The 18,336-nt window shown below is 60.6% G+C and carries 24 protein-coding genes and 1 pseudogene; 8 read left to right on the top strand and 17 right to left on the bottom strand.

Translation table 11 applies throughout. The features are described 5' to 3' along the window. Nucleotides 1-12 precede the first annotated feature (12 nt). Both SA496_RS14505 and SA496_RS14500 read right to left on the bottom strand, forming a co-directional pair. On the bottom strand, nucleotides 13-1,194 hold the full coding sequence (locus SA496_RS14505) for an MFS transporter (protein ID WP_120650533.1): 1,182 nt from the start codon (nucleotides 1,192-1,194) through the stop codon (nucleotides 13-15). Between the two features lie 97 nt (nucleotides 1,195-1,291). Beyond that, nucleotides 1,292-2,200, bottom strand: a complete 909-nt coding sequence (locus SA496_RS14500; protein WP_120650535.1) for a LysR substrate-binding domain-containing protein — start codon at nucleotides 2,198-2,200, stop codon at nucleotides 1,292-1,294. Nucleotides 2,201-2,408: 208 nt separating this feature from the next. Between SA496_RS14500 and SA496_RS14495 the strand changes: the two genes are divergently transcribed. Both SA496_RS14495 and SA496_RS14490 read left to right on the top strand, forming a co-directional pair. Next, on the top strand, nucleotides 2,409-2,915 hold the full coding sequence (locus SA496_RS14495; RefSeq protein ID WP_120650537.1) for a DUF1993 domain-containing protein: 507 nt from the start codon (nucleotides 2,409-2,411) through the stop codon (nucleotides 2,913-2,915). A gap of 198 nt (nucleotides 2,916-3,113) precedes the next feature. After that, the gene (locus SA496_RS14490; RefSeq protein ID WP_120650539.1) at nucleotides 3,114-3,722 is read left to right on the top strand and encodes an FMN-dependent NADH-azoreductase; all 609 of its coding nucleotides are present in this window, start codon (nucleotides 3,114-3,116) and stop codon (nucleotides 3,720-3,722) included. A 193-nt stretch (nucleotides 3,723-3,915) separates the two neighbouring features. Here the strand turns inward: SA496_RS14490 and SA496_RS14485 are convergent, their stop codons facing one another. From SA496_RS14485 to SA496_RS14465, 5 genes and pseudogenes are all read right to left on the bottom strand, one after another. Continuing rightward, nucleotides 3,916-5,505 carry an ABC-F family ATPase gene (locus SA496_RS14485; RefSeq protein ID WP_280359120.1) on the bottom strand — a complete coding sequence of 530 codons (1,590 nt, stop codon included), beginning with the start codon at nucleotides 5,503-5,505 and terminating at the stop codon, nucleotides 3,916-3,918. Nucleotides 5,506-5,525: 20 nt separating this feature from the next. Next, nucleotides 5,526-6,719: a tyrosine-type recombinase/integrase gene (locus SA496_RS14480; protein ID WP_330113975.1), complete on the bottom strand. Its 1,194-nt coding sequence runs from the start codon at nucleotides 6,717-6,719 to the stop codon at nucleotides 5,526-5,528. A 231-nt stretch (nucleotides 6,720-6,950) separates the two neighbouring features. Then, nucleotides 6,951-7,328 carry an HNH endonuclease gene (locus tag SA496_RS14475; RefSeq protein WP_330113974.1) on the bottom strand — a complete coding sequence of 126 codons (378 nt, stop codon included), beginning with the start codon at nucleotides 7,326-7,328 and terminating at the stop codon, nucleotides 6,951-6,953. Continuing rightward, a complete protein-coding gene (locus tag SA496_RS14470) occupies nucleotides 7,319-7,528 on the bottom strand; it encodes a hypothetical protein (RefSeq protein WP_330113973.1) in 210 nt (69 codons plus the stop codon). The genes SA496_RS14475 and SA496_RS14470 overlap by 10 nt, the downstream gene beginning before the upstream one ends. 153 nt (nucleotides 7,529-7,681) lie before the next feature. Beyond that, nucleotides 7,682-7,978, bottom strand: a pseudogene (locus SA496_RS14465) (hypothetical protein); the annotation flags it as partial. A gap of 336 nt (nucleotides 7,979-8,314) precedes the next feature. Between SA496_RS14465 and SA496_RS14460 the strand changes: the two are divergent. After that, nucleotides 8,315-8,929 carry a hypothetical protein gene (locus tag SA496_RS14460; protein WP_330113972.1) on the top strand — a complete coding sequence of 205 codons (615 nt, stop codon included), beginning with the start codon at nucleotides 8,315-8,317 and terminating at the stop codon, nucleotides 8,927-8,929. Nucleotides 8,930-9,302: 373 nt separating this feature from the next. Here SA496_RS14460 and SA496_RS14455 read toward each other — a convergent pair whose 3' ends face one another. Then, complete coding sequence (locus tag SA496_RS14455; protein WP_330113971.1) at nucleotides 9,303-9,554, bottom strand: hypothetical protein; 252 nt, start codon at nucleotides 9,552-9,554, stop codon at nucleotides 9,303-9,305. Between the two features lie 192 nt (nucleotides 9,555-9,746). On the opposite strand from SA496_RS14455, the gene SA496_RS14450 reads away from it, so the two are divergent. Both SA496_RS14450 and SA496_RS14445 read left to right on the top strand, forming a co-directional pair. Then, a complete protein-coding gene (locus SA496_RS14450; protein WP_330113970.1) occupies nucleotides 9,747-9,953 on the top strand; it encodes a hypothetical protein in 207 nt (68 codons plus the stop codon). A gap of 194 nt (nucleotides 9,954-10,147) precedes the next feature. After that, nucleotides 10,148-11,593: an HNH endonuclease gene (locus SA496_RS14445; RefSeq protein ID WP_330113969.1), complete on the top strand. Its 1,446-nt coding sequence runs from the start codon at nucleotides 10,148-10,150 to the stop codon at nucleotides 11,591-11,593. On the opposite strand, the gene SA496_RS14440 is transcribed toward SA496_RS14445, so the two are convergent. Further along, entirely contained in the window at nucleotides 11,590-12,357 is a 768-nt protein-coding gene (locus SA496_RS14440; protein ID WP_330113968.1) for a hypothetical protein, read from the bottom strand. The genes SA496_RS14445 and SA496_RS14440 overlap by 4 nt on opposite strands. Nucleotides 12,358-12,465: 108 nt before the next feature. Between SA496_RS14440 and SA496_RS14435 the strand changes: the two genes are divergently transcribed. The 3 genes from SA496_RS14435 to SA496_RS14425 all read left to right on the top strand — a co-directional run bounded on the left by SA496_RS14435 (nucleotide 12,466) and on the right by SA496_RS14425 (nucleotide 14,214). Further along, nucleotides 12,466-12,726 (top strand): hypothetical protein, encoded by a 261-nt coding sequence (locus SA496_RS14435; RefSeq protein WP_330113967.1) that lies wholly within the window; start codon nucleotides 12,466-12,468, stop codon nucleotides 12,724-12,726. Nucleotides 12,727-12,840: 114 nt separating this feature from the next. Continuing rightward, nucleotides 12,841-13,398, top strand: coding sequence for a hypothetical protein (locus tag SA496_RS14430; protein WP_330113966.1), 558 nt, complete (start codon nucleotides 12,841-12,843; stop codon nucleotides 13,396-13,398). A 102-nt stretch (nucleotides 13,399-13,500) separates the two neighbouring features. Further along, the gene (locus SA496_RS14425; RefSeq protein WP_330113965.1) at nucleotides 13,501-14,214 is read left to right on the top strand and encodes a hypothetical protein; all 714 of its coding nucleotides are present in this window, start codon (nucleotides 13,501-13,503) and stop codon (nucleotides 14,212-14,214) included. 45 nt (nucleotides 14,215-14,259) lie between these two features. Here the strand turns inward: SA496_RS14425 and SA496_RS14420 are convergent, their stop codons facing one another. The 8 genes from SA496_RS14420 to SA496_RS14385 form a co-directional block, all read right to left on the bottom strand. Continuing rightward, entirely contained in the window at nucleotides 14,260-14,505 is a 246-nt protein-coding gene (locus SA496_RS14420; RefSeq protein WP_330113964.1) for a hypothetical protein, read from the bottom strand. Then, nucleotides 14,505-14,699, bottom strand: a complete 195-nt coding sequence (locus SA496_RS14415) for a hypothetical protein (protein WP_330113963.1) — start codon at nucleotides 14,697-14,699, stop codon at nucleotides 14,505-14,507. The genes SA496_RS14420 and SA496_RS14415 overlap by 1 nt, the downstream gene beginning before the upstream one ends. Nucleotides 14,700-14,758: 59 nt before the next feature. Then, nucleotides 14,759-15,256 carry a single-stranded DNA-binding protein gene (gene ssb / locus SA496_RS14410; RefSeq protein ID WP_330113962.1) on the bottom strand — a complete coding sequence of 166 codons (498 nt, stop codon included), beginning with the start codon at nucleotides 15,254-15,256 and terminating at the stop codon, nucleotides 14,759-14,761. Next, entirely contained in the window at nucleotides 15,253-15,870 is a 618-nt protein-coding gene (locus tag SA496_RS14405) for a lambda exonuclease family protein (protein WP_330113961.1), read from the bottom strand. The genes ssb and SA496_RS14405 overlap by 4 nt, the downstream gene beginning before the upstream one ends. A 3-nt stretch (nucleotides 15,871-15,873) precedes the next feature. Next, nucleotides 15,874-16,641: an ERF family protein gene (locus SA496_RS14400; protein ID WP_330113960.1), complete on the bottom strand. Its 768-nt coding sequence runs from the start codon at nucleotides 16,639-16,641 to the stop codon at nucleotides 15,874-15,876. 7 nt (nucleotides 16,642-16,648) lie between these two features. Then, a complete protein-coding gene (locus SA496_RS14395; protein WP_330113959.1) occupies nucleotides 16,649-17,716 on the bottom strand; it encodes a hypothetical protein in 1,068 nt (355 codons plus the stop codon). A 181-nt stretch (nucleotides 17,717-17,897) separates the two neighbouring features. Next, nucleotides 17,898-18,053, bottom strand: a complete 156-nt coding sequence (locus SA496_RS14390) for a hypothetical protein (protein ID WP_330113958.1) — start codon at nucleotides 18,051-18,053, stop codon at nucleotides 17,898-17,900. Further along, on the bottom strand, nucleotides 18,050-18,229 hold the full coding sequence (locus tag SA496_RS14385) for a DUF551 domain-containing protein (protein ID WP_330113957.1): 180 nt from the start codon (nucleotides 18,227-18,229) through the stop codon (nucleotides 18,050-18,052). Before SA496_RS14385 ends, SA496_RS14390 begins: the two co-directional genes overlap by 4 nt. Between the last annotated feature and the right edge of the window lie 107 nt (nucleotides 18,230-18,336).

Below are 18,336 nucleotides of genomic sequence, written 5' to 3'. Positions count from 1 at the left end.
GTTCCTGCTCCTTCAGGTTCGGGCTTCGCTGCGCAACAGCCAGAAGCTCATCAGCATACCGGTCAACGCCAGCAGGGCCGCCACCAGGAAAATCACGGCGAAGCCTGCGCCACCTGCGATGGCGCCCATCAGAGGGCCGGCGATGCCCAGGGCTAGATCGAAGAATACCGCGTAGGCACCCAGCGCCGAACTGCGGCTGGCGGCCGGAATTCGCGTGACCGCTTCGACGCCCAGGGCAGGGTAGACGAGCGACAGGCCGAACCCTGTCAGTGCCGCGCCGGCGAGGGCCAGCCAGGGTGTCGGCGCAGCCCAGAGCAGGAACAGGCCGAGGCTTTCCACGGCCAGGCAGACGATGGCGACCCGGTAGCCGCCCAAGTGCTTGATGCTGTTGACGAACAGCAGCCGTGCGCCGATGAAGGCACAGCCGAATGCAGTGAGGCACCAGGCCGCGCCATCCCATCCCACGCTCGCGTAATAAAGGGTGATGAAGGTGGCCAGGGTACCGAAGCCGATAGAGCCCAGGGCCAGCGCCGTGCCATTGGGGGCAATGCGCAGGAACACGTTGCGGAACGGCAGCCGTTCGCCATGGACGATGGGCGAAGGGCGTTTGGGCCAGGCCAGCAGCAGGGCAATGGCGCAGAGCACTGCCATCAGCCCACCGATGCTCCAAAGGCCCAACCGGTCCACCAGGACTACGCCCAGCGGGGCGCCAATGGCAACAGCACCGTAGGAGGCGATGCCATTGAAGGAAATCACCCGTGCCATGTTCTCCGCACCTACCAGGCCCACGCCCCAACTGATGGAGCCCGTACCCACCAGTCCCTGTCCGATGCCCAGCATTATGCGACCGCCGAGCAGTAGCGCCAGGCTCAACAGGGGGAACTGTGCCAGTGAGGTCGAGAGCAGTGTCAGTGCGCCCGACAGACCGCAGCAGGCCATGCCATACATGACTGCGCGCTTGGCACCCAGCCGGTCGGCCAGGCTGCCGGACATGGGGCGGGAGAGGAGGGTGGCGAGGTACTGCACGCTGATGACGATCCCGGCCATGACCGAGCCGTAGCCCATATCGTTGTGCACATAGCCAGGCAACACGGCGATTGGCAGGCCGACGCAGAAGAAACTGATGAAGGTGAAGAAAACGACGGTGATGATCTGCAGGGTGGAGGAGGACGCGGACGGCCGTAGCGTGCTCATGGCAGAACCTGGAATCGGCAAGGAGAAGGACGCCGCCCATCATCCCTGAGTCCCGGTGGCAAAGAAAGCTGGCTAATGGTTGTCTTGCTCACCAGATTCAGATCACCGTTCCCTGGTGACGAGAGAAGGCCTCCTCCAGATGATCGATCCAGGCCCTGACCGCCGGCAGCAAGCCGCGTCTGTGGGTGTAGACCGCCTGCAGGTGGCCGCCCGGCAGGTGCCAGTCCGGCAACAGGCGCACCAGGCTGCCGTCGCGCAATTCGGCTTCGCAGTTCATCTGCGGCAACATGCTGAAGCCCAGACCGGCCAGCACTGCGTGCTTGCGCACATCGAAATCCTCGATACCCAGCCGCGCCTCCAGCACCACCTCGCGACGATTGCCCTGGGCGTCCCGCAGATAGTGGTGAATGCGCCGGTCGGCTTCCAGGCCGCCCAGGGCCGGCAGAAGCTGGAGGTCGTCGGGTACGAGGATGTTCCGGCCTTCAACCAGGCTGGGAGCGGCCACCAGAAATGCCTGCGCCGGACGCAGCACGCGAGCGATCAGGGTCGGGTCCTCGTCGCCTTCCTCGCGGACTCGCAGAGCGACGTCCACGCCTTCCTCACGCAGGTCCACGCGGCGGTTGGTGAGGACCATGTCCAGTTGTACCAGGGGGTACTGGCGCAGGAAGTCGGTGATCATCTGCTTCAGCATCGAATGCGCCAGTTCAATCGGGCAGGAGACGCGCAGACGGCCCCTGGGTTCGACGGTTAGGCTGGCGACTACTTCCTCGGCCTGCTCCGCCTCCAGCAGCATCGCCTGGCAATGGCGCAGGAAACGCTCGCCGACATCGGTCAGAGCCATCTTGCGGGTGGTGCGCTGCAAAAGGCGGGCGTCCAGGCGGGCTTCCAGCTCCGCGATACGCCGGGAGAGGCGTGATTTCGGCACCCCGAGCAAGCGCGCGGCAGCGGAAAAGCCGCCATGCTCCACCACCTTGGCGAAATAGAAGAGGTCGTTAAGGTCCTGCATGGCTGGATTGTTCCGTGTGGGGTACAAACTATGGCACCGGAGCCAGGATTTCAGCCATCGTTTTCGCTGGCAGCACGATCATTTCGACGGCCTATAGACCGGACTGCCGGGGTTCGACCCGGTCACGGCGTCTGCGTGCTCGTTGCCGGGCAGCCGGCCAGGCGCTATACCTGAGCCTCCCAATCCACCCGAAAACGGAGCGATCACTATGTCCTTGTCCATGTACGAGGCGTCCATCCCGGTCCTGGCGCGCATGCTCGGCAACTTGTCCAACATCCTCAAGAAGGCCGAAGCCAACGCCCAGGCACGCGGCATCGAGCCCAAGGTGTTCATCGAATCGCGCCTGGCGCCGGACATGTATGCCCTGGCCCGCCAGGTGCAGATCGCCAGCGACATGGCCAAGGGCTGCGCCGCGCGCCTGGCCGGTGTCGAAGTGCCGAGCTGGGCCGACACTGAAACTACTTTCGAGGAACTGCAGTCGCGCATTGCCAAGACCCAGGAGTTCATCAAGGGTATCGACGCCGCCAAACTCGAAGGCAGCGAAGATCGCACCGTGGTCCTGAAGATGCGCACTGGCGACATCAGCTTCAGCGGCCGTGACTACTTGCTCGGCTTTGCGCTGCCGAACTTCTATTTCCACATCACGACCACTTACGCCATCCTCCGCCACAACGGCGTTGACGTGGGCAAGTTGGATTATCTGGGCGGCGTCTGAGTCGTTTTGACCTTGTAGGTTGGTGCCGGGTGCAGCGAGACCCATCGGCCGCTGCCCGACCCAGCCTACGACTCTATTCGTCTCATGGATGGGACGCTTAATCACAAAATTGCTGACTAATCAGCGTTTATCGACATGGATAGGATTACCCCCATTCCGATCGGCCGTCGCCGGTCGCGCAACTGAGGGTAACCATCCATGAAACTCCTGCACCTCGATTCCAGCATCCTCGGCGACGCCTCCGCCTCCCGCCAACTGAGCCGCGACGTGGTCGCTGCCTGGGAAGCCGCCGAGCCGGACGCCCAGGTCACGTACCGCGACCTGGCCAGCGATGCCATCAGCCACCTGTCCGCCCTGAGCCTGGTCGCCGGCGGTACCCCAGCCGAACTGCGTGACGCCGCGCAGAAGCACGAAGCCGAGCTGGGTGAAGCCACCCTGAACGAATTCCTCGCGGCCGACGCCATCGTCATCGGCGCGCCGATGTACAACTTCACCATCCCAACCCAGCTGAAAGCCTGGATCGACCGCATCGCCGTCGCCGGCAAGACTTTCCACTACACCGAGAACGGCCCGGAAGGCCTGGCAGGCGGCAAGAAGGTGGTGATCGTTTCCACCGCTGGCGGCATCCACGCCGGCCAGGCCTCTGGCCAGGCCCACGAGGATTACCTGAAGCTGGTGCTGAATTTCCTCGGCGTGACCGACATCGAGATCGTCCGCGCCGAAGGCCTGGCCTACGGCGAAGAGCCTCGTGCCAACGCTTTCAGCGCCGCCCAGCAGCAAATCGGCGAGCTGTTCGCCACCGCCTGATGCGCTGTTCGTAAAACACAAAGCCCCGCATTTGCGGGGCTTTGTCGTTTGCAGCGAGTGAGCGATTCCTGGTAGGGGCGAATTCATTCGCCAAGGGCAGCGAAGCTGCCCCCTGGGGCATTGAAGGCCGAACCTGCATTCCGGTTGGCGAATGAATTCGCCCCTACAGTTCCAGCCTTCACCCCGTCAGGAATCAGACAATCACACCCTGGCTACGCAGGTAGTCATCGTAGGTGCCGCTGAAGTCGGTCACGCCGTTCTCGTTCAGCTCGATGATGCGGGTGGCCAGGGAGCCGACGAACTCGCGGTCGTGGCTGACGAAGATCAGGGTGCCCGGATAGTTCTCGAGCGCCAGGTTCAACGCCTCGATGGATTCCATGTCCAGGTGGTTGGTGGGTTCGTCCATCACCAGCACGTTGGGCTTCTTCAGGATCAGCTTGCCGAACAGCATGCGGCCCTGCTCGCCACCGGAGATGACTTTCACCGACTTGAGGATTTCGTCGTTGGAGAACAGCATGCGGCCGAGGGTGCCGCGCACCAGCTGCTCGCCACCCTGGGTCCACTGACCCATCCAGTCGAACAGGGTGATGTCGTCTTCGAAGTCATGGGCATGATCCTGGGCGTAGTAGCCGAGGTCCGCGCTTTCGGTCCATTTCACGCTGCCGGAGTCCGGGGTCATCTCACCGACCAGGGTGCGCAGCAGGGTGGTCTTGCCGATGCCGTTGGGGCCGATGATGGCGACGCGCTCACCAGCCTCGATCTGCAGGTCCAGGCCCTTGAACAGTTGCTTGCCCTCGAAGCCCTTGGCCAGCTTTTCTACCGTTACCGCCTGGCGGTGCAGCTTCTTGTGCTGGTCGAAGCGGATGAACGGGCTGACACGGCTGGAGGGTTTGACCTCGGCCAGTTGGATCTTGTCGATCTGTTTGGCGCGCGAGGTGGCCTGCTTGGCTTTCGAGGCGTTGGCGGAGAAACGGCTGACGAAGGTCTGCAGCTCGGCGATCTGCGCCTTCTTCTTGGCGTTGTCGGCCAGGAGTTGCTCGCGCGACTGGGTCGCGGCGGTCATGTATTCGTCGTAGTTGCCCGGGAACAGGCGCAGCTCGCCGTAGTCCAGGTCCGCCATGTGGGTGCACACGCTGTTCAGGAAGTGGCGGTCGTGGGAAATGATGATCATGGTGCTGTTACGCGCCGTGAGGATGTTTTCCAGCCAGCGGATGGTGTTGATGTCCAGGTGGTTGGTCGGCTCGTCCAGCAGCAGTACATCCGGGTCCGAGAACAGCGCCTGGGCCAGCAGTACGCGGAGCTTCCAGCCGGGGGCGACCTCGCTCATCGGGCCGAAGTGCTGGCTGAGCGGGATGCCCAGGCCGAGCAGGAGCTCGCCGGCGCGGGATTCGGCGGTGTAGCCGTCCATCTCGGCGAACTCGGTCTCCAGCTCGGCTACGGCCATGCCGTCTTCTTCGCTCATTTCCGGCAGCGAATAGATGCGGTCACGCTCGGCCTTGACCCTCCACAGCTCCGCATGGCCCATGATCACGGTGTCGATCACGCTGAATTCTTCGTACGCGAATTGATCCTGGCGCAGCTTGCCGAGGCGTACATTGGGCTCAAGCATCACCTGGCCGCCAGACGGCTCCAGATCACTGCCGAGGATTTTCATGAAGGTCGACTTGCCGCAGCCGTTGGCGCCGATCAGGCCGTAGCGGTTGCCGTTGCCGAACTTGACGGAAACGTTCTCGAACAGCGGCTTGGGGCCGAACTGCATGGTGATATTTGCGGTGGAGATCAAGGGGTTTACCTATCAATAACTTACGAAGTGGCGCCTTCGGCTGATACCGATTTGATACCGATATTCAACTTTTCAAGCTCGCTCCAGTCGGAGCAGGAGTTGATCCAGCGGGCATACGTCGACAGCAACATCTGGACGCTGTGGCCAAGCTGCTGGGAGATGAAGGCGGGGTTCATGCCGGACATTAAGCAGATTGTCGCATAGGTGTGACGGCAATTGTATGGCGGGCGGTATCTGATCCCGAGTGCGGCCAGGGTAGGGCGCCACTGGAAATGCACGTCGGAGGTCTGCGTGACGTACTCCCGGTTCTTCGAGGGCGGGAAAACGTAGGGAGTCTCTTTCACCTTTCCTTTGCCGTTTTTCCGACGCTCGGCATACTCCTTGGCATACTGGAGGGCGTTCAGGGCCCGCTCGTTGAGCAGGACGAAACGGTCATTACCCGTCTTGGTCCGCTCCACCACCTCCCCCAGGGCCACTGTGCGGCAGACGTGCACCTGGCGCTTCTCCACGTTCACCGACTCCCAGCGCAGGGCCAGTGCCTCGGAAATGCGCAAGCCGGTGAAGAATAGGAACTCGAACAGGGCCGCGTAGATGCGGCTCGGCCAATGCTCCATCTGATACAGCCTCTCAATGATCTGGTTCGCCTCCTCCAGGGTGAACGGGTCGATCTCCTTCCGCGCACGCCGCGGTAGCTCCAGCGGCTCTGCTGGGTTCTTATCAATCAATCCATCTGCCACTGCGGCCTTAAGGATCGTCGAGATCCGCACGATCGCATTGCGCTTCACCCCCGGCGAGGTCCATTCCGTTGCCGAAAGGATGCGACGTAGGGATGTCGTGGTGATCAGGTCGATCCGAGTCAGCGCCAGGTGTGGCATCCAGTACAGGTTCAGGCAGCTCTTGTAGTTCTGGTAGGTGCCTGGGGTGATCTCGCGGCTGTCCAGCCAGAGCTGGGCGTAGTCGTTAAAGCGGTGGCCGCCACCGGCTGCACCGCTCGACCAGGGGAACAGCTCGGCATACTTGGCGTCATCCAGGAGGCCGAGCTTGATCAGGCCGACTACCTGATCCCTAAGCTGGGATGCAGCCTTGATCCCCTTTTGCGTGGTGGGATACGGGAGCGTTTCACTGCAGCGTCGTCCGTGCCAGGTGAAGCGAATGCGGAGGGAGTTGCGGAAGAGTTCCACCCCGGCGGGCATACCCACTGACTTTCCAGCCATTCGTCATATCTCCGTTTGCTGTAGATGATCTGGCGGCCGTTTTTGATCCAGACGCCTTCCGGGATTTGTTTGCGGGCGCGACGCGCCTGGAGGGACCGGACCGTGGTGCCGAGCAGCGCGGCCATCTGCTTCTCGGAGACCTTGTCTAGGCCCTCTTCGGTTTGTGCTGCAGACATGAGGATGCCTCCTGCCGACTCTCGCCGGCAGCTGGTGGGGTAGGTAGGGAAGGGGTTACTGCTGGGCGACCTTCTCGAAGTGGAAGACCACTTTCGCACCGGTCTCCTGGATCAGCCCGTAGGACTTGGCCAGGCGGTAGATCGGGTGATGGTTGTTCAGGCTGTTGATGTGGCCGGCGATCCAGCGCCGCCAGCCCTCCAGTGACATGGAGTGCTTGCTCAGATTGCAGGGGATACAGGCCGGCATCATGTTCTCGATGCGATGGTTTTCCGGCGCCTCGGCTGGCTTCTCCTTGGCGTATTCGCCCCAGTCACGGCGAACCGGTTCGAAGTGGTCGGCGTGCCATCGCTGGCCCAACTCAACCCCGCAGTAGGTGCACCGGCCGCCGAACTTCAGCCGGACCAGCTCGCGCTCTGCCTTAGTCAGACGCATGACTGTTTCTCCTTCTGTCGCTCATAGGCAGCGATGAATTCGGATACCTCGGCACTGAGGTCCATTGCCCTGACGCTGTTGCTGGCAGCGAGGAATGGCTTCATGCGCTTGATGTAGGCGATGGCCTGGGCCAGGGGATGGTCGGTCAGCAGGGCGTCGGTCTTCTGCTGGAAGGCGGAGGGCTGCATGCTGGTGGTCATGGCTGCTTCTCCGGCTGCGGTAGGTCCTGCCCGGCCTCAAGCCCCAGGTACTTGCGCCACGGGATCTTCCGGCCGTTGACCAGGAATCCCCATGTGCCCTGGTAGGGGACGCTGGAACACGGACACTTCGCCCTGAACCAGTCGGTCCTCCACGTACCAGCCGCGCAGGAGGATGGTTCGGGCGTTCCAGGGATGGTCGTGGAGGTCGCGGTCTTCATCCGCCCGCATGATGTGGTGGATGCGGATCGACCACGGGCACCACCATTTCCGGGCCCGGTTGGTGTCGCGGTCATACGGGTTGAACAGCCACCAGCGGCCCATGTACATGTCGGCGCCGTCAGCGGACATGATGTGGAAGTAGGGCGTGCGCTGCGCTCGGCGGATCAGCCAGCCGGCCACGGCGGGGCGAGACAGGAAGGCGGCAAGCAACCGCCAGAAGTATTCGGACATAGCAAAGCCCTCCCTGGCGGAAACGCCAAGCTGTGGGGAATAGGGGATGGATCAGGACTTGGGTGGAACGGGGAGGCACTTGAGGCAACGGCATGCCTCTACCGGTTTAAGGCTGGAACGGCAAATAATTTTTGTCATGTTGTGAAAGTTATTCGGTCTGGTAGGAAATAACTTGGAATCTCGGTTGGCTGCTCATCTAATGGGGCCTCGATACGGGCCTGTGGGGGCGAATCGATATGGAAACTAACTACAGTGTCGGCCTTTACATGCTGTTTGGTAGAGTACTTTGGCGTGGCAGTGCCTGTCTTCTTGGCAAAAAAACAAAAAGGAGTGGTTATGCTTAATGAAAACGGGCAAAGCTTTTTGAGTCTGTTTAAGCCTTGGCTTTCTATTCAAAACGTCTTTCTTGGACTCGCAGTGGTGTTTATTGTTGCGTTATTCAAGTTAACTGCAAGTGAGCTTGCTAGTTGGGTCCAGGCCGTAGGCTCTATTGCTGCTATCTTGGGCGCTTTCATGATTAGCCACCGGCAATTGGAAAGGCAGCAGACTGAAAGGGATCGAGAGAGCAAGTCAAAGGCTGAGGCCTTCTATGCGGTTGTTGAGAATGCTGCGAAGTATTCTGAGGCGGTTAGGGAGTTGGTGTCCGTCAAAAGGCCTCCGGGGGTTGTGTTTATCATGATATGGAAGAAGTATCTTGCTCATGAAATTGGATTGTCCATAAAAGGGCTGGAGGCGATGCCGGCTCATGAGCTTGGCTCTTACAAGCTCGTTCTTTTTCAGGTAAGCATCCTGGCTGGAATGATTAAGGCGAATTCGGATATCGAAAGTTTCGTTTCCAGATCAAGTTTCAGTGATCAGGAAATAATGGAATTTTATTCGGAGATTACAGTCCAGTTCGATCTTATTGATAAATTCTGGAGAGACTTTCAGGAAGCCTCTAAGCAACGTTGATCTACATCACCCTGCAATGCCACGCCTTCTCCTTCCCTAGTGACGTAGCAGAAGGAGTGGGGTAGGTTCGGGAGCCCGGCATGGGGCCGGATCAGGGAGAGACGCATTGAGCAACTACGAGCTGCTGGACGTTGAGGTCTTCTTCGATGCTAGACGTGGCGAAAACAGAGTCAGACCGTTGCCGGGGCAGAAGTACCCTCCATCAATGGTCGTGGAGTGCTCCAAATCTTTCCGGGAATCCAGTCCAGTCGGTGCGAGGTTTCGTCTGCAGGTAAAGCTGAAAGAGAAGAAGACCGACGACTGTCGTGACCATTTGTATTCGTATTACAGATGGCGCGTTGAACGTCTTGACTAACCGCCAGCCGAAGGGTGGCTACACCACCCTGCAATGCCACGACTGCGCATAGGCCACCCCGTCGATGATCTCCGTTCCGGTGATCACCAGGGAATCACCGATTAGGCTGTGCACCTGTACGTCGTAGAGGGGTGGTAGCTCAGGCTGGAGTCGGCCTTCGGCCTGAACCGAGGCGGCCAGGGATGGCCGGTCCATCGGGGTGTTCTTGGCCAACCCGATCCTTACGTCACCTCGGATAGGGGTGGCGTTGACGTCTTGGCGCCCCTTCATGGCGCGGCCCTTGTGGCGCTTTCGGAGTATCTCGAAGTGCATGGTTCTTACTGGATAAATAAACAGTATTCTGCGCATGCCCTTCGATTCCGTCCAGTACGACAGGTCAGGCAGTCGAGCTGATGCTGGCGATCTGTCATTAGGTCAGGTAGCTTCCCGCGACCGACATGGAGTCGGTTCAAGGAGAGATCGATGGCAAGTGAACGTGAAATTGCGTTGGAACAGGCGTTTGTGGCTCTGCTGACTGAGGTCCGTGATCAGGGGGTCGATCTGAATGTGCTTCTGCCAAAAGTCGAAGCTGGCTTACTTGGCAACGCTACCTACCGCTGGGTTGGTGCTGAGCACGTATCCGCATCAATCGACGCCGCCCACGAAATCGTAGGTCGTATCGCGCGTTAAGCATCGTTGCCCATGCCGGCCTCGCATCGGGCAAGGATGGTGGCCGGGCAGAGCGGCTCTGATCAGAGTCGCTCCTCCTTCGCGCTACTCTCAAACACATGCACACCGGTTAGGTGTTCTGTTGAGTTCACTGGCGCACAGCTACTAAGGGGTGTTTTGTGCCAGATCCACGAGCAATGAACGTTGGGCGTTCCATGCAGGTGTCCGAATCGGTCTATTTCGTTGATCGAGATGGTCGAGCGGTTAGACCGATTTTTCAGGCGGACCAGGACACTGGCATTCGTTCATACCGGGTGTACATCGCTGGAGGGAACTCCAAGGATGTTCATCGAAGCGTGTATGACCATCAGGAGCTGGCCAAATATGCAAGAGATGGGTATGCCATCCGTTGCCTCCTTCCCGAAGGAAACAGCAGCAATCGTTCGCTCAGTTCGAAGGATATTGTGCAGCTAGTCGTACTGCCGGATTCGGAAAGCGCAGGGCGTTTCTGGTGGGTTAATCACAAGCAGACCTCCAAGGTCGAGCTGGCGGATGGATACATCTGGTCGCCGCGGGAAAAGAAGGGCGGGGTAAGAAACCAGGCTTACATCAATCTCACGCTCGTGCGCCCAGGAGATGTCGTTTTTTCCTACGCCGACACAGTGATCAAGGCAGTAGGCGTTGCGACTGGAAGCTTTACAGATGCCCCAAAGCCCGGTGGCTATGGAGCAGCCGGCGATACATGGGGCGATTCTGGATGGCAGGTGCCAATAGCGTGGTTTTTGCTTGATCGTCCGATTCGGCCGAAAGATCACATTCAGCAAATCGCCAAATTGCTGCCGGAGAAGTATTCGCCTCTGCAGAAGAATGGGGATGGCAACCAAAGCGTCTACTTGGCCAGTATTGCAGTGAACCTAGGTAGCCTGGTTTTCGACCTGATAGAGGCTCCAGCACGGTCAGCAGTGACCCAGTTGGCCGACCTGTACCGCGATGGCGCCAAGCCGGGTAAGAGTCAGGAGCGCCTACCTGCGGAGCTTCTTCGCAAAGTAGGTCCGGCAGACGTCTGGCTTGCCGTTCAGGACATCATCAGCGGTGCGCAAGTCCCAGCGTTTGGTCCATCTGAAGAGTACGACCTGCTGGTAGATGAAGAAATGCGGCTGCCTCCAAAAAAGGTGTTCGGACTTGCCGCAACCCGAGCGCTAGGATTTCAGGTTCAGCCAAAGCACTTCACCGCAGGAAAGGGAACTCCTTGCTTCGATATCTTGGAGACGTCGGGGCTGCGAATCGTGCCGAAAGGCGAGGTCCTGATTGCACAGAATCCGGAAATCTCTTTTGAGGATCGTGTCTGGGCGGAGGGCCGTCCGAAGCTGGTTGCTCATCTAAAGAGAGAGCGAGCGCCAGGGCTCGCGAAGGCTAAGAAGGCGGACTTTATCCGGCAGCATGGATATCTGTTCTGCGAGCGCTGCAAGACGGACCCTATTGAATCCTACGGTGAAGCCGGTGAGGCCTGCATTGAAGTGCATCACCGTGTCACCCATGTCGCGAATATGGTGGCCGGACACCGCACGCGTCTGGAGGATCTCGAATGCCTTTGCGCCAACTGCCATCGGATAGTTCATCGGTTGCTCAAGCAGAGTGTTGCTCAGCCCTCCGAGAGCTAGGTGAAGCAGTGGCCGCTGACGCAGTGGTGGTCGAATAGCACGCCGTTGGCATCGTCCAGGTCCGCGCGCTCGAGCGGAACGCAATCCGCATGCAGGAACGCGTGTGGGTCTTGCTCGCGGATATTGCGGTCCAATGTGACGGCCTGCTGCCAGTCGGCCGGTTTGTTGTCGCGGATGTCGCGCCACTCTTCCTGGGTGTGGTTCGGGCAGTTCCAGCATGAGGACCGCGGCGCCGCAGGCCAGCCCATGCGCATGACTAGGGCGATGCAGTCGCCACGGTTCATGCGCTGCTCTATCAATGGGTAGCGGTTCTGCCACTTTCCACCCTTGTCCTTCGCCACGCGCCCCAGTTCGTCAATGCTGATACCTAGCCAGTTGTCCACGGCCTTGACGCCTTGGGCGTTGGCCCAACGCTTCACCACCTCGCGCTTCCAATAGGAGCTGCAGTAGTTGGAGAGCTTGCCCACGTCGCCGCCGTAGGTCGTGAAAACCGGGATCAGCAGGGTATCTCCCGCGGCGCCCCCGTACAGATCTCGGTGCTCGAATTCACTCTTCCGAACGCGGTGCAGAGTGACGCCGACAGTAGCCAGCGCCGGCTGGATCACCTGGTCCATGTACTCCCAGGTGGTGGACTGCTCGCGCTCAGTGTCGACGATGATGGCCAGGTCCGGCGGTGCGATCCGGCCTTGCACGATCAGGGCGGCGATGGCCGCGGACTGCACCCCACCGCCATTGCTCCATATTTGAGTTCTCGCCTGGGTCATGCTGATTCCTTGTTGATTGGACGAACCAGCGCCGCGCTCAGGTAGCGCAGTTGCATGGCGTGGTCTATTCGTTGATGACCGGCACGAGGCCGGCTTACGGAGGTGGGTATGAGCGGAAACGGTGGCGACGGTGGTGGCGATATCATTTGGCCGTGGTCAAAAATCGGCGGGGATGACTTCACCCCCTGGCCAGCTTCGCTACTCGCGGATGCGCCAACCTTGATCAAGGATCTGAAGGGGCGGAAGTGCCGCGTTGTTTGCGTTGGCGATCGCGTCGATCAGGGTTCGGAACCTGGACGGGTCACTATCTTTCTGAAGGACGGCAGGATCGCCGACATCGTGCTGGAACCGGGCCTCCCTACTGAGTAGTCAGGCCACGGAGTCGTTGAAGATGTCGAGCTGGTCCGCGGCACTTGTCATCACAGCCGTTGAAATAGCCCTGAAATCGATGGTTCTATTTCGCTCCCACAAAAGGAGCGAATGATGCAAAGGACAGAAAGGCCGGTCAGGGAGCTTTGGGCACAGGGCGATGCTGACTCAGCGTGTTTCCTGTATTGCCTGGTGAATGCAGCTTTTTTGTTGAACGGCAAGCAAGTGACCGGGGCTAAGTGGAGAAAAGCGATCTCCCAAATGCCGGCGCGGGCTGACGATTTCCTTTCAGGCGTTGGTACCGGGAGAATTGGTGATCACCCTGAAAGCCTTCAGAAATTGTCCGACTCATTCATGAGTGCGCTCGGAGTCTCGATTGAGTCCGAAGTCATTCACGACGTTTCCAGCCATAACAAGCTTTCGAAATCGGTTAAGGCCAACCAAGTCGTGATCTTGGCAATCAATAATGGCGATCATTGGGTAACAGCTGTGGATACCTCGCGTTCGGAGATCTATTACGCATGCTCGGCCCAAGCGCTGAGTGGTCGGCTTCCATATGCGGAGGAGACCTCTCCCAGGCTCGGCCGCCTGTACAACGCCCGGGCGACATTTTCGGATCTGAAGGTATGGGATTCCTTCGCGATATTGCTCACGCGATCCACCGAGGAGTAACTGGCTTTCTCCAGGTCGAGCGATGCCGTGCCGCTGGTGCGGCTGGCGGGTGGGATGGGGTAGGGTTATCTCTGCGATGCCAACACAGCGAGGATGTGCCGCATGGACAAGATCGATAACGAGCTAATTGATCCTGCTGTCGAGCCGGCCGGCGAAAAGCTTCACCGTGCTGCCAGAGTCATGATGGGCTTGGTGCCCGTTTTGGGCGGGGCAGGGGTCGAACTATTCAACTCGGTCATCGACACGCCGATGAATGAGAGGAAGGTTCAGTGGATGAGCCAAGTTGGCGATGCCCTCAATGAGCTCATCGAAAAGAAAGTGCTCACCGAAGAAGGTCTTCAGCAGAACGAGGCCTTCATCACGACGGTTGCTCAGGCTTCGATGCTTGCATTGAGAAATCACCAGCAGGAGAAGCTAGCGGCGCTACGAAACGCAGTTTTGAATGTCGCTATGGGGCATTCACCAGATGACGACTTGCGTCAGTTGTTCCTGAACTTCGTTGACGTGTGCACCGTAACCCACATTCGCATCCTTACCCTTATGGATGATCCGGTGCGGTGGGGCCGCGAACACGGCGTGCTGTTTCCTATGAGTTGGAATATGGGCGGAATCACCCAGGTGATAGAAACAGCTCTCCCTGATCTCAAGGGTAAAGAAGAGACTTACAAGATCATCTGGAGCGATCTCTTTCAGCGTGGACTGATCAATACGCAGGGGCTTGGAACAACCATGGGGCGCGATGGAATGCTGAGCAGTCGAACCACCCGTCTTGGTAAGCAGCTAATCGAGTTTCTTAGCGAACCCGAGAGTGCCTGAGTCCAATGCGTGTGACTGGTGGCCGTGACATGTCGCGGCAGGACGTCACAACGTGGTGATTTCGCGCAGCGACTCATCGTCGAGGCGATGGGCGCCGTGGATCAGACGCTGAATCACGTCTTGCGGTTCATCGATATCCAGGCGCTGCATGATCTCGATGAGCTTGGTGTCGGTGGCCTTGAACAGGTCCACCTTGATGCTGCGGGAGAGGAGGCGAGCTAGGCGCTGTTCCTCGGTCTGCTTGTCGCGTTCGCGCTGCTCGCGCTTTCGTTGGGTCGCGTCCTTGGCCATCACGCCACCTTCTGCCCGGCCATATCCAGCTCATCCTCGATCAGGTTGAGCTGCTGGTTGATGTTCTTGATGGTGGCGTTGGCGCGTTCGCGGAACCTCTCGCTCACGTACCCGGCTCCAGGGAGAAGCATGCGGATGCTCTCCAGGTAGTACTGGCGCTGGAGCTTCAACTCCTCGGTGGTCATGAAGGCCATGGTGTTACTCCTGAAAAAGAAGGGCCCCGAAGGACCCTCAAGCGCTTTCACGTGCTCGGTCACACACCCGTCAGGTAGTGGGCGGGCGCGAAGGGGATGTCATCGTCGAAGCTGTCGTAGTCCGGCGGCGCGGCCTGCTGACTGGGCTGCGGGCGACTCCCGTTGCGCGGAGCGTCCTGCCGTTGTTGCTGCTGCGCCTGCTGACGTGGCTGGGCGTCCTTCGCGGGCCAGTCGATGATTTCCGTGCCCTGGGCGAGGTGAATCTCGGTGACGTAGCGCTTGCTGCCGTCCTTCTCGTATTCGCGGGTCTTCAGCTTGCCCACGGCATACAGGCGGGCGCCCTTGCGCAGCCATTCAGCCAGGAACTCAGCGGTCTGGCGGAAGGCGACGCAGCGAACCCATTCGGTGCGCTCCACCTTCTGGCCGGTCTGCTTGTCCTTGTAGGAGTCGTCGCAGGCGAGGCTCAGGCTGGCCACGGCATCGCCGTTGGGCAGGTACCGGAGTTCGATTTCTTGCCCGAGGCGGCCAATGCCTTCCCAGTGGTTCAGATTGCTCATGCGGCCACCTGCATCACACGCTCCATGCGTTCTTCCATGAGTTCGTAGAAGGTCTTCACCCGCTCAGCGATCTTCCGGATCATCGCCTCGTCGCGGTGCATGCGCTTGATGAACAAGGGCATGCCCGGCCAGTAGCTGATGAAGTCGATCCACTCGCGCTCGCTGACCCAGAGTCCGCCTTGGCACTGCGCGATGTGCTCTTTCGGCACCTCGCCGTCCAGGATCACGCTGACTTGGAACTTCGGCAGCTTGGTCTTGATCTCGTCCAGCCCGTCGGCGCCGACCAGGGCATCAGGCGAGTAGCCGATGCCGTGGTTCAGGATGATTGCCACCTGGTCGAGCTCGGCGCCGGTGCGGGCCACGTAGAGGTCGCGGGCCTTGCCTTCCAGTTCGTGGCCGCGCTCGGTGTGACGGTTGCCCTGGAAGGGATCGGCCGCCTCGCCAGTGATGCGCTCACCGATCAGGGTGTCCATGTAGGTGAGGGCGCCGGCACCGAAGCCCGCCGTCCCCTTGCCGTTGACCAGCAGGCACTCCAACTCGGAGCAGGTGATGATGCCCAAGCGCAGGTTCAGCCATTCCTGAGAGCCTTGCTCGATGTCGCGAATGATTTCCATGGGTTACTCCTGGGCCTGCTGGGCCATGCGTTCTTTGTGTTTCTGTGCCGCCCCTTCGAGCGAGGCGATTTCGGCATCGAAGCGGTCGGCCGGCATTGCAGCCAGGTCGGGCCAGTTTTCGGTAAAGCGCTTTTTCACGCCGTCGCTGCACTGCGAGAGGATGGACTGGAGGCGGAAGGCCTGAACCTGGGTGATGACCTTGACTGCCTTCGGTGGCCGGCCGTCATCGTCGTCACCCTGCTCGGACAGGCCGGTGATCGCCTTGAGGGTGTACCGCTCCAGGTAGGTCTTGGTGCTGGCCCGGGCCTGGATTGCGTTCTTGGCGCCACCGGTGTCCGGCGGTCCGCCCATGCTGACGCTCTCTTCGTGGCCGCCGACGTGGCGGAGGTAACAGGTGACCTCCATCCAGTCCTTCTCGTCGCGGGTGAGCTTCCAAGAAGAGGAGAGGCCGTGCTTGGACAGGGCTGGGGTGACGGCGTTGACCACGTCGTGAAGCTCGGCGTAGCTCTTGCCCTTGAGCGGGCCGTCCGTTACAGCCCGGCCCTTGATGATCGTGACCGCCTCAGCCTTGAAGTTGGCGAAGGCGGCGTCGTAGGCCTTCTTCGCCTCCGACTTCTCCCAGCGCTCCTGCAGGTCCATCATTTTCTCGACCTGCTCCAGCGTGGCGCCTTGCTGGACGGCGGCGAGCATCATTCCCATCGGGGAGTTGGCGGCGGGGCCGGGCAGGGTTGCGACGGCGCCTTTCTGCGGCGCTTCGATGATCTCGTTCATGGCACCCTCAGTAGGTGATCGACACGCTGGGCACTTCGCCCTTGCGGATCAGGTTGACGATGGACTTGGCCTGGTCTTCGGTGATGCCGGTCTTCATGAAGGCCTCCTTGATGGAGGTGAGAACGGCAGTCTTGTTCGCGATGTCGGCCTCACGGGCGGCCGCTTCGCGCTCGATGCGGGCCTGCTCATCGGCCTGGCGCTGGCGTTCGGCTGCGGCAGCAGCATCAGCACGGGCCTGCGCGTCCCGCTCGGTCTGTTCGGCGCGGCGCTGGGCCTCGACCTTCTCGCGCTCGGCTTGCTCGGCAGCCAGCTTCAGTTCCAGCTCGCGGCGCTCGGCGGCGGCCTGGGCCTCGGCCACATGGCGGGCAGCGGCATCGCGTTCTTCCTGGGCGCGACGTTCGGCCGCCAGGCGCTCGGCTTCGGCGGCTTCCCGGGCGATACGCTCTTCCCGGTCCCGCTGTTCACGGGCGGCGGCCTCGGCGCGCAGGCGTTCCAGTTCGGCCTGTTCGGCTTCGTACTGTTCACGCTTGGCCAGGGCTTCGCGCAGGGTGGCGAGGCTGGCGGCCTTCACGCGGTGTGCTTCGGCTTCGAACTCTTCCCAGCTTGTACCGACCTCGGTTAACTCCAAGGCGGCGATGCTGTCTTGCAGTTCGCAAGCAGTCGTGTCGCTGGCGGGATTGCTCCACAGCCTCATGGCGTCGATGGCGGCTTGATGCTTGGCCACCCGCGCCGCTTCCGCCTCTTCCCATGCGGTCAGCGGCTGGCGCACCTCGGCCTGCCAGACATCCAGCAGATCGCGCATCCGCTTGCGTTCGGCGTCGATCTTCTTCGGCACTTCCTTCAGCTCGGCGACCAGATCCTTGCCGACGTTGTCCAGGGCCGTCTTGGAGCGCGCCACCTTGTAGGCGATGGAGGCGATGGCCTCGCGACCCTTGCGAGTGGAGATGTCCGGCACGAAGGCGTCGATCTCGGCGCGAATCTGCTGCAGGTAGGGCTCCAGGCCGTTCTCGGCGGAATAGACCTGCAGGGCGGTTTCCTTGGGCGGCACGGTGGCCAGTTGCATTTCAGCAGACATGATTTCTCCGATCCGCCCGAGGGCAGAGTTTGAAAGGGAAAGGGGAATGCCGCTTACGGCGGCAAGTCGGCCGATCACACCCGCGACGGAGCGCCCCGCTGTACAAGCCGAGGGCGGAGGGTGCTGGATGCTCGGCTGCCGGGGTTAACTCCATCCCACTCGCCGGCTGATGGATCAGTGGCTATCCCCGAGGGCCCGCCACTGTCGGGACGTAGATCGATTCGGCTGAGATTCGGTCCGCCAGCGACTGGGCGCCGATGAACACGGTGAACATGAGGATGGCGGCGGCCAGGCCGCGCATGAAGCGTTGGCGCTGGGCGCGCTGGTAGCGGGTCATTTCGGCGGCTCCGGCAGCGGCATCCAGTGGGTAGGGTCCAGTGAGTCATTCCAGGTGGGGCCGAACCAGAAACTATTGTGCTGCCAGCCAACGTCAAAGCCGTCGTGGTGATTCCAAACAAGCACCGGAACGTCTTCGTCCGGGATTCGTTCGCTGCACTTGATCCACTCAGCCATTCCGAACCTCGCATACCCAACGACCGCCTGACTTGAACGGCGCGCGGGTGAAGGGCACTTCCTCGACCAACAAAAAAGCCCTGCATGAACAGGGCTTCGGCAATGCC

Source organism: Pseudomonas sp. JS3066 (assembly GCF_036328175.1).
In the GTDB taxonomy this organism is placed as follows: Bacteria; Pseudomonadota; Gammaproteobacteria; order Pseudomonadales; family Pseudomonadaceae; genus Metapseudomonas.
Note: the sequence above shows the minus strand (reverse complement) of the source record. Positions and strands in the feature narration are given on the sequence as shown.

Coding starts and splice junctions, on each gene's coding strand:
- SA496_RS14505 (WP_120650533.1), bottom strand. CDS start 1,194: ATGAGCACGCTACGGCCGTCCGCGTCCTCCTCCACCCTGCAGATCATC.
- SA496_RS14500 (WP_120650535.1), bottom strand. CDS start 2,200: ATGCAGGACCTTAACGACCTCTTCTATTTCGCCAAGGTGGTGGAGCAT.
- SA496_RS14495 (WP_120650537.1), top strand. CDS start 2,409: ATGTCCTTGTCCATGTACGAGGCGTCCATCCCGGTCCTGGCGCGCATG.
- SA496_RS14490 (WP_120650539.1), top strand. CDS start 3,114: ATGAAACTCCTGCACCTCGATTCCAGCATCCTCGGCGACGCCTCCGCC.
- SA496_RS14480 (WP_330113975.1), bottom strand. CDS start 6,719: ATGGCTGGAAAGTCAGTGGGTATGCCCGCCGGGGTGGAACTCTTCCGC.
- SA496_RS14475 (WP_330113974.1), bottom strand. CDS start 7,328: ATGCGTCTGACTAAGGCAGAGCGCGAGCTGGTCCGGCTGAAGTTCGGC.
- SA496_RS14470 (WP_330113973.1), bottom strand. CDS start 7,528: ATGACCACCAGCATGCAGCCCTCCGCCTTCCAGCAGAAGACCGACGCC.
- SA496_RS14460 (WP_330113972.1), top strand. CDS start 8,315: ATGCTTAATGAAAACGGGCAAAGCTTTTTGAGTCTGTTTAAGCCTTGG.
- SA496_RS14455 (WP_330113971.1), bottom strand. CDS start 9,554: ATGAAGGGGCGCCAAGACGTCAACGCCACCCCTATCCGAGGTGACGTA.
- SA496_RS14450 (WP_330113970.1), top strand. CDS start 9,747: ATGGCAAGTGAACGTGAAATTGCGTTGGAACAGGCGTTTGTGGCTCTG.
- SA496_RS14445 (WP_330113969.1), top strand. CDS start 10,148: ATGCAGGTGTCCGAATCGGTCTATTTCGTTGATCGAGATGGTCGAGCG.
- SA496_RS14440 (WP_330113968.1), bottom strand. CDS start 12,357: ATGACCCAGGCGAGAACTCAAATATGGAGCAATGGCGGTGGGGTGCAG.
- SA496_RS14435 (WP_330113967.1), top strand. CDS start 12,466: ATGAGCGGAAACGGTGGCGACGGTGGTGGCGATATCATTTGGCCGTGG.
- SA496_RS14430 (WP_330113966.1), top strand. CDS start 12,841: ATGCAAAGGACAGAAAGGCCGGTCAGGGAGCTTTGGGCACAGGGCGAT.
- SA496_RS14425 (WP_330113965.1), top strand. CDS start 13,501: ATGGACAAGATCGATAACGAGCTAATTGATCCTGCTGTCGAGCCGGCC.
- SA496_RS14420 (WP_330113964.1), bottom strand. CDS start 14,505: ATGGCCAAGGACGCGACCCAACGAAAGCGCGAGCAGCGCGAACGCGAC.
- SA496_RS14415 (WP_330113963.1), bottom strand. CDS start 14,699: ATGGCCTTCATGACCACCGAGGAGTTGAAGCTCCAGCGCCAGTACTAC.
- ssb (WP_330113962.1), bottom strand. CDS start 15,256: ATGAGCAATCTGAACCACTGGGAAGGCATTGGCCGCCTCGGGCAAGAA.
- SA496_RS14405 (WP_330113961.1), bottom strand. CDS start 15,870: ATGGAAATCATTCGCGACATCGAGCAAGGCTCTCAGGAATGGCTGAAC.
- SA496_RS14400 (WP_330113960.1), bottom strand. CDS start 16,641: ATGAACGAGATCATCGAAGCGCCGCAGAAAGGCGCCGTCGCAACCCTG.
- SA496_RS14395 (WP_330113959.1), bottom strand. CDS start 17,716: ATGTCTGCTGAAATGCAACTGGCCACCGTGCCGCCCAAGGAAACCGCC.
- SA496_RS14390 (WP_330113958.1), bottom strand. CDS start 18,053: ATGACCCGCTACCAGCGCGCCCAGCGCCAACGCTTCATGCGCGGCCTG.
- SA496_RS14385 (WP_330113957.1), bottom strand. CDS start 18,229: ATGGCTGAGTGGATCAAGTGCAGCGAACGAATCCCGGACGAAGACGTT.